Raw genomic sequence first — 8,573 nt, 5'->3', positions numbered from 1 at the left:
AGAACGCCCGGACGCGACCGAGTGCCGCGGCCCGGAAGACCGATCGGTCCCCGGGCCGCGGCACTCGGCTATTTGAGACCGGTCAGGGCGATGCCGCGGACGAAAGAGCGCTGCGCGAGGACCAGGATCAACGCCGTCGGCACGAACATGATCACCGAGCCCGCGGCGGTGAGGTGCCACAGCGTGAAGTGCTCCTGGTTGAAGAGCGTGAGCCCGACGGGGATGGTGCGCATGTCCTCGGTCGACGTCGCCACCAGCGGCCACAGGAACTCGTTCCACTGGAACACGAAGGTGAACAGTCCCAGCACCGCGAGCGCGGGCTTCACCTGCGGCAGCACGATGCGCCGGTAGACCGCGAACTCGGAGGCGCCGTCCACCCGTGCCGCGTCGAGCAGGTCGTCCGGGAGGGGCTGGATGAACTGGCGCATGAGGAAGATCCCGAAGCCGTCCATGACGAACGGCAGGATGAGTGCCTGATAGCTGTTCAGCCAGCCGAGGTTCGACATCATCACGTACAGCGGGATCATCCGCACGAACAGCGGGATCATCAACGTGGCCAGGATCGCGAAGAACAGCGTGTTCTTCAGCGGAAAGTCGAACTTCGCGAACACGTACCCGACCAGCGGGTCGAAGAGGAGATGGGCGAGCGTGATGCCGCCTGCGACGATCACGCTGTTGACGACGAAGTCCGCGAACGGGGCCTCCCGGAACAGCGTGACGTAGTTGCCCCACTGGGGTGACTCGGGCACGATCACCGCACGGCCGGACAGCGTCTCGCTCTCCGTCTGCAGAGACAAGGTGATCATGTAGAGCAGCGGGACCACGGTGGCGGCGCTCGCGGTGAGCAGCGTGACGTACACGGCGAGGCGGCCAGCGCGTGAACCGGTCCCCGCCCCGCGCCCGCCGCGCCCGTGGGAGGTCGTGACAGCTCCTGCCGTGCCCGATGCCATCAGTGCTGCACCTCCCTGCGACGGCCGGCCCGCAGCTGGACGGCCGTGAAGCCGACGATGACGAGCAGGAGCAGCACGGACTGGGCGGAGGCGTATCCGAAGTCCCGGCTGCGGAAGGCCACCTGGAAGACGTGGAACACGTACAGGTCGGTGGCGGCGGCCGGTCCGCCGCCGGTGATGATGTACGCCTGCCCGAAGGCCTGCAGGCCGGAGATGACGGCCATGACCGAGACGAACAGCGTGGTGGGCGCCAGCAGCGGCAGCGTGATCCGCCGGAACTGCTGGAACCGTCCGGCGCCGTCGATGGTGGCCGCCTCGTAGTAGACCTCCGGGATGCCCTGGAGTCCGGCGAGGAAGAGGATCATGGTGTATCCGGCGATCTGCCAGAGCGTGACGAGGACGACGGTGAGCAGCGGGTCGGTGTTGAGCCAGGCCTGCGCGGGGAGGTCGAGTTCCCGCAACATGCGGTTGAGGATGCCCAGTTGCGGGTCGAGGATGTTGCGCCACAGCAGGCCGACAACGGCCACGGACGTCAGGTAGGGAACCAGCAGCGCCAGCCGGATCAGGGTCCGCCCCCGCAGCGGGCGGTCGACCAGCAGCGCCAACCCGAGACCCAGCACGATGGCACCCGCCGTCGTTCCCGCCGCGAAGACGAGCGTGACGACGAAGGAATGGTGGACGGCCGGATCCCGGAGGGCGTCCGTGTAGTTGCCGAGTCCGCTGAACGTGTCGGCCCGGGGCCCCGCGTGCATGCTCGTGGTCACGATGTCGACGATCGGCATGTAGAAGAAGACGCCGAAGAACAGCAGCGCCGGCGTGAGGAAGAAGTACGCCGTACGGACGCGGCGCGCCCGCAACGTGGCGGGGCGCTGCCGGCGTGCCGCTCGCGTCCCCGCGGCGTTGCCCTCGAGCGTCACGCGCCTGCCGCCCGGTCCGCGACGAGGGGGCGGCCGGCGGTCAGGTAGCGGTCCATGGCCTCGTCCACCGGCGTCCGCTGCATCACCACTCCTTGGTAGAGGCGCTCCCACAGGTCCTCGGTGATGTCCCCGTAGTGGCCGGTCAGGTAGACGCCCGCGTGGGGGTCCTGTGCGTGGGCGAGCCCCTGGGCGAACTCGCGGACGAGACGGTCGTCGCGTACGGCGGGGTCCGCCGCCCAGGACTTGCGCGGCATGAGCATGCCGGTCTGCCGGGTGACGGCCAGTTCGGTCTCCAGGGTGGTCAGCCGCCTGATGAGGTCCCAGGACAGGTCGGGGCGCCCGGCACCGGCGGGGACGAACAGGCTGGTTCCGGCGAGCGTGGTCGCCTGCGTCCTCCTGCGCGGGACCTGCGCGACACCGAGGTCCAGGTCGGGGCTGGACCGGGCGATGGGTTCCAGGTCCCACGGGCCGGAGAGGATCATGGCGGCCCGCCCGGCGGACAGGAGTTTCTGCGGCCCGGAGTAGTCGGTGCCGGGCGTCGGGATCGGCGACACCTTGTGCTTGTGCACCAGGTCCGCCTGGAACCGGAGCGCCTCCGCGGCCGCCTCCCGGGGGGTGAGGAGCTTCTTCGTCCGCGGATCGTACTCGCGCACCGCGTTCTGCAGCATCCACGGCCAGGCGTAGGACTTGTCCTGGTTGAGCGCGATGCCGTGCACACCCCCGCCGGTGAGTTCGGCGCACACCTCCACCAGCTCGTCCCAGGTGGTGGGGGGCCGCACACCCGCCGCGTCGAACATCGTCCGGTTGTAGAGGAGGAGACTGCACGTCTGGTGCAGCTGGACCCCGTACACCTCACCGCGGTGGGAGTTGTGGGTGACTGCGGCGCGCTGCCAGTCGTCGGGGAAACCCATGTCCGGGCCGTCCCGGTCGACGTACTCCTGCAGGCTGAGCGCGTCGCCGCTGAGCGCGAACTCCTGCACCCAGCCGCCAGGTTCCTCGATCAGGTCGGGCACGTCCCCGGACTGGAGATCGGTGAGGACGCGGGTGCGCATGTCGGGCCACTGGTACTTCTGCATCCGGACGGTGACGCCGTGGTCCGCCTCGAACCGGGAGATCACCTTCCGGTAGGGAGCGTAGTCGTGGCCTGGATTCCAGTAGACCCGGAACGTCCCACGGTCGGCCCTGCCCGCGTCCGGAGCACCCGAGCCGCAGGCCGAGAGCGGCAGCGCGGCCGCAGCGCCGGACAGGAGAGCCAGGGCTCTGCGACGGCCGGGGCCCCGGGCGCCGACGGACCGGGTGGACGCGGAGCGGTGAGCGGGCATGGCAGGCTCCTCTCGACACACGCTTCGTCGCGGTGCGCCTGACCATTGCCGCCCCGAAGTCGCGCCGCGTCAACCCTTCGTGCACGTACGGTCGCTTTCCGCAAGCGGCCTCGGCCCCGGCACTCCTCCGCTTCCCGTGGCTGCTCCCCGGCCGGACGGCTCGTGCGGCTCTGGTCAGGCGCGTCGCGGCCTGCGAGGATCGCTGCCATGACCAACGATCGACTCCGTGACGTCTATCTCGTCGACGCCGTCCGCACTCCCGTCGGCAAGTACGGCGGCGCACTCGCCGGAGTGCGCCCCGACGACCTGGCCGCACACGTCGTGCGGGCCCTGGTGGACCGCACTCCCGATCTGGACCCCGCGCGCATCGACGACGTGGTGTTCGGCAACGCCAACGGCGCGGGCGAGGAGAACCGGAACGTGGGGCGGATGGCGGTGCTGCTGGCCGGTCTGCCGCTGAGCGTGCCGGGCAGCACGGTGAACCGGCTCTGCGCCTCGGGGATGGAGGCGGTCGTCCAGGCGGCACGTGCGGTGGCGGTGGGTGACGCCACCGCGGTGATCGCGGGTGGCGTGGAGTCGATGAGCCGCGCGCCGTGGGTGATGCCGAAGCCCGAGCGCGCCTTTCCCGCCGGCGCGCCCGAGACCTTCTCCACCACGCTGGGCTGGCGGATGGTGAACCGGCGCATGCGTCCGGAGTGGACGGTCCCGCTCGGCGAGGGCGCCGAACTCGTCGCGGACAAGCACGACATCGGCCGCGAGGCACAGGACCGGTTCGCTGCCGCGAGCCACGAGAAGGCCGTACGGGCCTGGAAGGACGGCCTGTACGACGCGGAGACCGTGGGCGTGGAGGGCGTGGAACTGGCCCGGGACGAGACGATCCGGGACGGCAGCACGCCCGAGAAGCTGGCGGGGCTGAAGCCGGTCTTCCGCAAGGACGGCACCGGCCGGGTCACCGCGGGCAACTCCTCACCGCTGAACGACGGTGCCGCGGCGCTGCTCCTCACGGACGAGGAGGGGCTCCGCGCGACGGGCCGCGAGCCGCTGGCCCGCATCCGCGCCTCGGCGGTCACCGCGGTCGAGCCGCAACTGTTCGGTCTCGGCCCGGTCGAAGCGGTGCGCCGCGCGCTGCGCAAGGCCGGACGCGGTTTCGGCGATCTGCACACCGTCGAGCTGAACGAGGCGTTCGCGGCTCAGGCGTTGGGCTGCCTCGCCGAATGGCCGGAACTGGATCCGGAACGGGTGAACCCGCGTGGCGGGGCCATCGCGATCGGCCACCCGCTGGGCGCCTCCGGGGCCCGCATCACCGGTGCCGTCGCCCATCAGCTGGCGCAGGCCGGGTCCGGTACCGGGCTGGCGGCCTTGTGCATCGGCGTCGGCCAGGGTCAGGCGGTCGTTCTCGAACGGTGAGCCGGAGAGGGGAGACCCCTCCTCGCCCCGGTGGTCTCAGGCTGCGCGGGAAGCTCCTCCCCCACCCCCTCCTGCGCGGCCGTCGGGGCCGGAGCCGGCAGGAGGAGACCCGGCGAGCCCAGGAGAGGCGGTGTCCAGCGGCACATCGCCGGAGCGGACCATGCCAAGCTGCACGGCCTGCCGCGGCAGAACCGTGTCGAGCAGCCAGTCGGCGGCGACCCGGATGCGGTTCCCGGGCATCGCCGCCAGGTGGTAGCAGCGGGTGACCACGTTCGCCGGAAGGCCGGACAGCAGGACGCCGAAGGGGTCGGCCGCTGCCTGGGTGCCGCCGAGGTCGACGGTGAAGCCCAGATCGTGGTGCTTGTACCGGGTGCGCACCCCGATGCCGAGGGCGGCGGCCAGGTTCCGCCCCGCGAGCCGTCCCTGCCGGGAGGCGTGCTGAGCGGTCATGGGCGTGTACCGGCCCGGCCGGGTGAGGTCCGGGACCGCTGCCGCGTCTCCGCAGGCCAGCACCTCGGGGTGGCCGGGCACCGTCAGGTACGGGTCGACGACCAGCCGCCCGTGGTCGGTGGGCAGGCCCAGATCCTCCACCAGTGGGTCGGGGCGCACGCCGACGCACCAGATCAGCGACCGTGTCGGGACGAAGCTGCCGTCGTCGAGCCACACCCCGTCGGCGGTGGCCTCCCGCACCGAGGTGTTGGTGCGCACCTCCACATTCCGGCCGCGCAGCACCCGGTCCGCGGCGGCGGCCAGCCGTTCGTCGAGTCCGGGGAGCACGCGCGGCGCGACGTCGAGGAGCATCCAGCGCGGCCGGAGCTCCACGGGCGGTCCGCCCGTCGGGCGGCTGTGCTGCGCAGCCAGCGAGTCGGTGAAGAGCGTGCCGTGCGCGGCCACCTCGGTGCCGGTGTATCCGGCGCCCACCACGACGAAGGTGCAGCGCGCGGCCCGCTCGGCCGGGTCCCGTGCCGTGGCCGCCATGGCGATCTGCCGCGTGAGATGATCACGCAGGTACAGCGCTTCCGGCATCCCACGGAAGCCCCGGGCGTACTCGGCCACCCCCGGGACGGGCAGCAGCTTGTTCACGCTGCCGACGGACAACAGGAGTTTGTCGTAGTCCAGCTCATCCTCCCGGCCCTCGGGATCGGTGTACCGGACCCGGCGCCCCGCCAGGTCGACGCCGTGGACCACCCCGAGGACCAGGCGCACCCCGGGCAATGTTCCGGCCAGAGACACCGAGACCCGGCGCGGCTCCAGCTCCCCGGACGACACTTCGGGCAGCAGGGGGAGGTACAGGAAGTAGTCGTTGGGGTTCACCAGCACGATCTCCGCCGTACCCCGGAGCTTCCGGGACAGCGTGCGCGCCGCCTGGTACCCCGCGAACCCGGCTCCGACGATCACGATGCGGGGACGGCTCACCTGGTCACTCCGGGGGTCGACTGCGCGAGGACCGTTTACGCGTATCCGTCGGAGCAGGGACGAAACCGGCGCCTCGGCCGCCGCCCGGGCCGGTCTGCGGTCCTCGTACCTCAGGACCGCTCCGGCACGAAGGGGTGGGGTGCACATCCACCCCCTGGAGTGCGGTATTGTTCTTCGTGCCGGTCGGCGAGGGGAAACCCCGAAGCCGCGCAGGCACCGGGACGTGGCGCAGCTTGGTAGCGCACTTGACTGGGGGTCAAGGGGTCGTGGGTTCAAATCCCGCCGTCCCGACGCAGGTGAGAAGCCCTCCGCGGAGATCGCGGAGGGCTTCTGACATCTGTGGATGACATCGGTGCGTTGCGCGGACGGCCCTTCCGGCCTCCTCGGCGCTCTCATCCCTCCACTCGCCCTCGTGCGGCACGGTCAGTGATCAGCCGCAGGTGTAGGTGAAGCGCGTGGCTGCGGCGTGCTCGGCGGCTGCGGTCAGCCGCAGTTGAGCGCGGGCTTGATACCGGCCTTCGCCGCGGAAGCTCCACAGCAGATGCAGCCGAACCTCCCGCTACCCCTCGGCCACGCGTTCGTGGAACCGCTGGGACCTGGTGCCGTCGTTGCGGCGCCAGTGGTAGCGAAGCGTTCCGGGCCTGCCGTTCGTCCTGATCACGGCCTCCACGTCGGCCGTACCGTTGCACGAAGGCCCGCGCGGGTCCGCTCGTACAACCACCTGCTCAACAGCCACCTCCGGTGAGAGCTGCTGCCGGCCGAGGTGGACCAGCACGGCGAGCAGCACCAACGCGGCCAGGGTGTACCGGTGCAGGCCGCCGGCGATCGGTGCTGCCGGGGCGTTCGAGGACTGTCGCATGGCCGGAGCGGTGCCGACGTCAGCTGACCGGACTCGCTCCGGGACACCGGGACCGAAACGCAGCACTTCCCCGGGCCGGCGACCGGTCCCGGAGTCCGGTTGAGGGTTCGCCCTCGGAGGATCGGAGGGTTCGGGCAGCGGCACGGTCGGAGCGGTCTGCGGTTGCTGTGCGGTGGCCGGGCCGTCGGTGGGCAGTGGACGCGTCGTGCTCAGCGCCGCGGTGGTGTGGCGCGGCGACTCCCGGTTGTCGCTTCCCCTCCTCACGGCGCCGGAGGACCAAGGACGGTGGCGGGAGCGCGAGCCGCCGCGTCCCGCGGGCATCACGGTCTCCGTACTCTCCGGCAGCCTGATGCCTGGACCAGTGCAGCCCCGGAACGGGTGGAACCCGTACCGCACTTGCAAGGACGCGACCGGGCATCCTGCCGGTGCGCATCGCGAAAGGCTACGACCGGCGGCGTGGACCACCGCGACGCTTACCGCCCCGCCTGCCTCCGGTGCCCCGGCGTGGATTCCTTCCCGAGGACCTACCCTGCGCACTGCCTGCGGAGGCGCGCTTCGGCTGCGCGGGGGTGACTGCGCGGCCCCGGGTGCTGTTGACGGTCCGCCCCCGGACGATCCCGATGAAATCCTCCACCATGTCGGTGGTCATTTCCTCCGGCCACGCCAGGGCGACTCGTGACTGCGGGGCGTCCGTGACCGGGCGGTACGTGAGGTCCCTGCGGTGATACAGACGGGCGAGCGACTGCGGGACGACCAGCAGTCCCACCCCCGCCGCCACCAACTCGACGGCATCCGGTGTCGTGGCGGGCCGTTCGATCGCCGGGCGACCGGGCACACGCTCCCAGTCGAGGGTGTCGTCGAGCGGATGCAGCACGATGTCGTCGGCCAAGTCCTCGGTCGTCACCTCGTCGACCGTCGTGACGACGTGGTCCTTCGGGATCACAACCACCGTCGTCTCGGTGTAGAGGGGGATGGCGCTGAAATACCCACGGTCGACCGGCAACCGTACGAAGCCGACGTCGGCGCCGCCGTCCCGCAGCACCTCCGGTGCTGCGGCCGATCCCACCGGGACGAGATGCAGCGGAACGTCGGGCAGCCGCTCGTTCCAGATCCGCACCCACTTGGTCGGCGTCACTCCAGGTACGTACGCGACCCGGAACGAGGAGGGAGGAGAGGGGGAGGGGGCTGATCCGGTCACGTCGCCAGACTACCCGTGGTGGTCCCGAGCCGAGGCGGGCTCGATACCCTGATCACCATGACGTCGCGCCAGAACACCCAGACCATGAAGCCCGCGACCGCGGCGAAGAAACTGGAAGTGTACCTCGAGGCCACGCCGCCCGAGTTCCAGGAGGGTGTCGTCTCGCGCGACGAGCTGAACGCGCTGCAGACCGATCCGCCCCCGTGGCTGGTGGAACTCCGCCGCAACGGGCCGCACCCCCGCCCGGTTGTCGCGGCGAAGCTGGGGGTCTCCATCTCGGGGCTGGCTCGTGGGGGAATCACCGAGCCCCTCACCACCGAGCAGATCGAGGCGCTGAAGAAGGAACTCCCCGCATGGCTGGAGCAGGAACGCGCCACCCAGGCAGCGGTGCGGAAGGAAGCGGCGCGCATCAAGGAGAAGAACCGCGCGAAGCGGCAGGCAGAACAAGGCGAACAGACGCGCTGACGCCTCCCGCCGCGTGTCCCTCGTGCCGCGGAGGCGAAT

General features: G+C 71.1%; 8 protein-coding genes and 1 tRNA gene. 3 read left to right on the top strand and 6 right to left on the bottom strand.

What is annotated here, in order from left to right:
* Window positions 1-68 precede the first annotated feature (68 nt).
* From ACL06G_RS21075 to ACL06G_RS21065, 3 genes are read right to left on the bottom strand one after another with little or no spacing between them, the layout of a single operon-like run.
* Window positions 69-950: a carbohydrate ABC transporter permease gene (locus ACL06G_RS21075; protein ID WP_412787371.1), complete on the bottom strand. Its 882-nt coding sequence runs from the start codon at window positions 948-950 to the stop codon at window positions 69-71.
* Complete coding sequence (locus ACL06G_RS21070) at window positions 950-1,867, bottom strand: carbohydrate ABC transporter permease (protein WP_412787370.1); 918 nt, start codon at window positions 1,865-1,867, stop codon at window positions 950-952. The genes ACL06G_RS21075 and ACL06G_RS21070 overlap by 1 nt, the downstream gene beginning before the upstream one ends.
* Window positions 1,864-3,189, bottom strand: coding sequence for an ABC transporter substrate-binding protein (locus ACL06G_RS21065; protein ID WP_412787369.1), 1,326 nt, complete (start codon window positions 3,187-3,189; stop codon window positions 1,864-1,866). Before ACL06G_RS21065 ends, ACL06G_RS21070 begins: the two co-directional genes overlap by 4 nt.
* 207 nt (window positions 3,190-3,396) lie before the next feature.
* Here ACL06G_RS21065 and ACL06G_RS21060 point away from each other — a divergent pair, with 207 nt between their 5' ends.
* Window positions 3,397-4,596 carry a thiolase family protein gene (locus ACL06G_RS21060; protein ID WP_412787368.1) on the top strand — a complete coding sequence of 400 codons (1,200 nt, stop codon included), beginning with the start codon at window positions 3,397-3,399 and terminating at the stop codon, window positions 4,594-4,596.
* 36 nt (window positions 4,597-4,632) lie between these two features.
* Here the strand turns inward: ACL06G_RS21060 and ACL06G_RS21055 are convergent, their stop codons facing one another.
* Entirely contained in the window at window positions 4,633-6,012 is a 1,380-nt protein-coding gene (locus tag ACL06G_RS21055; protein ID WP_412787367.1) for an NAD(P)/FAD-dependent oxidoreductase, read from the bottom strand.
* Between the two features lie 217 nt (window positions 6,013-6,229).
* Between ACL06G_RS21055 and ACL06G_RS21050 the strand changes: the two genes are divergently transcribed.
* A tRNA-Pro gene (locus ACL06G_RS21050) sits at window positions 6,230-6,303 on the top strand.
* 268 nt (window positions 6,304-6,571) lie between these two features.
* On the opposite strand, the gene ACL06G_RS21045 is transcribed toward ACL06G_RS21050, so the two are convergent.
* Both ACL06G_RS21045 and ACL06G_RS21040 read right to left on the bottom strand, forming a co-directional pair.
* Window positions 6,572-6,871, bottom strand: coding sequence for a hypothetical protein (locus ACL06G_RS21045; protein WP_412787366.1), 300 nt, complete (start codon window positions 6,869-6,871; stop codon window positions 6,572-6,574).
* Window positions 6,872-7,313: 442 nt separating this feature from the next.
* Complete coding sequence (locus ACL06G_RS21040) at window positions 7,314-8,069, bottom strand: LysR family transcriptional regulator substrate-binding protein (protein ID WP_412787365.1); 756 nt, start codon at window positions 8,067-8,069, stop codon at window positions 7,314-7,316.
* 57 nt (window positions 8,070-8,126) lie between these two features.
* Between ACL06G_RS21040 and ACL06G_RS21035 the strand changes: the two genes are divergently transcribed.
* The gene (locus ACL06G_RS21035) at window positions 8,127-8,534 is read left to right on the top strand and encodes a DUF5997 family protein (RefSeq protein WP_412836500.1); all 408 of its coding nucleotides are present in this window, start codon (window positions 8,127-8,129) and stop codon (window positions 8,532-8,534) included.
* Window positions 8,535-8,573 lie beyond the last annotated feature (39 nt).

It is taken from the genome of Streptomyces callyspongiae, assembly GCF_047200695.1.
Classification (GTDB): Bacteria; Actinomycetota; Actinomycetes; order Streptomycetales; family Streptomycetaceae; genus Streptomyces.
Note: the sequence above shows the minus strand (reverse complement) of the source record. Positions and strands in the feature narration are given on the sequence as shown.

Excerpts from the sequence above, each read along its gene's own strand:
- ACL06G_RS21075 (WP_412787371.1), bottom strand. The coding sequence starts at position 950 with ATGGCATCGGGCACGGCAGGAGCTGTCACGACCTCCCACGGGCGCGGC.
- ACL06G_RS21065 (WP_412787369.1), bottom strand. The coding sequence starts at position 3,189 with ATGCCCGCTCACCGCTCCGCGTCCACCCGGTCCGTCGGCGCCCGGGGC.
- ACL06G_RS21060 (WP_412787368.1), top strand. The coding sequence starts at position 3,397 with ATGACCAACGATCGACTCCGTGACGTCTATCTCGTCGACGCCGTCCGC.
- ACL06G_RS21045 (WP_412787366.1), bottom strand. The coding sequence starts at position 6,871 with ATGCGACAGTCCTCGAACGCCCCGGCAGCACCGATCGCCGGCGGCCTG.
- ACL06G_RS21035 (WP_412836500.1), top strand. The coding sequence starts at position 8,127 with ATGACGTCGCGCCAGAACACCCAGACCATGAAGCCCGCGACCGCGGCG.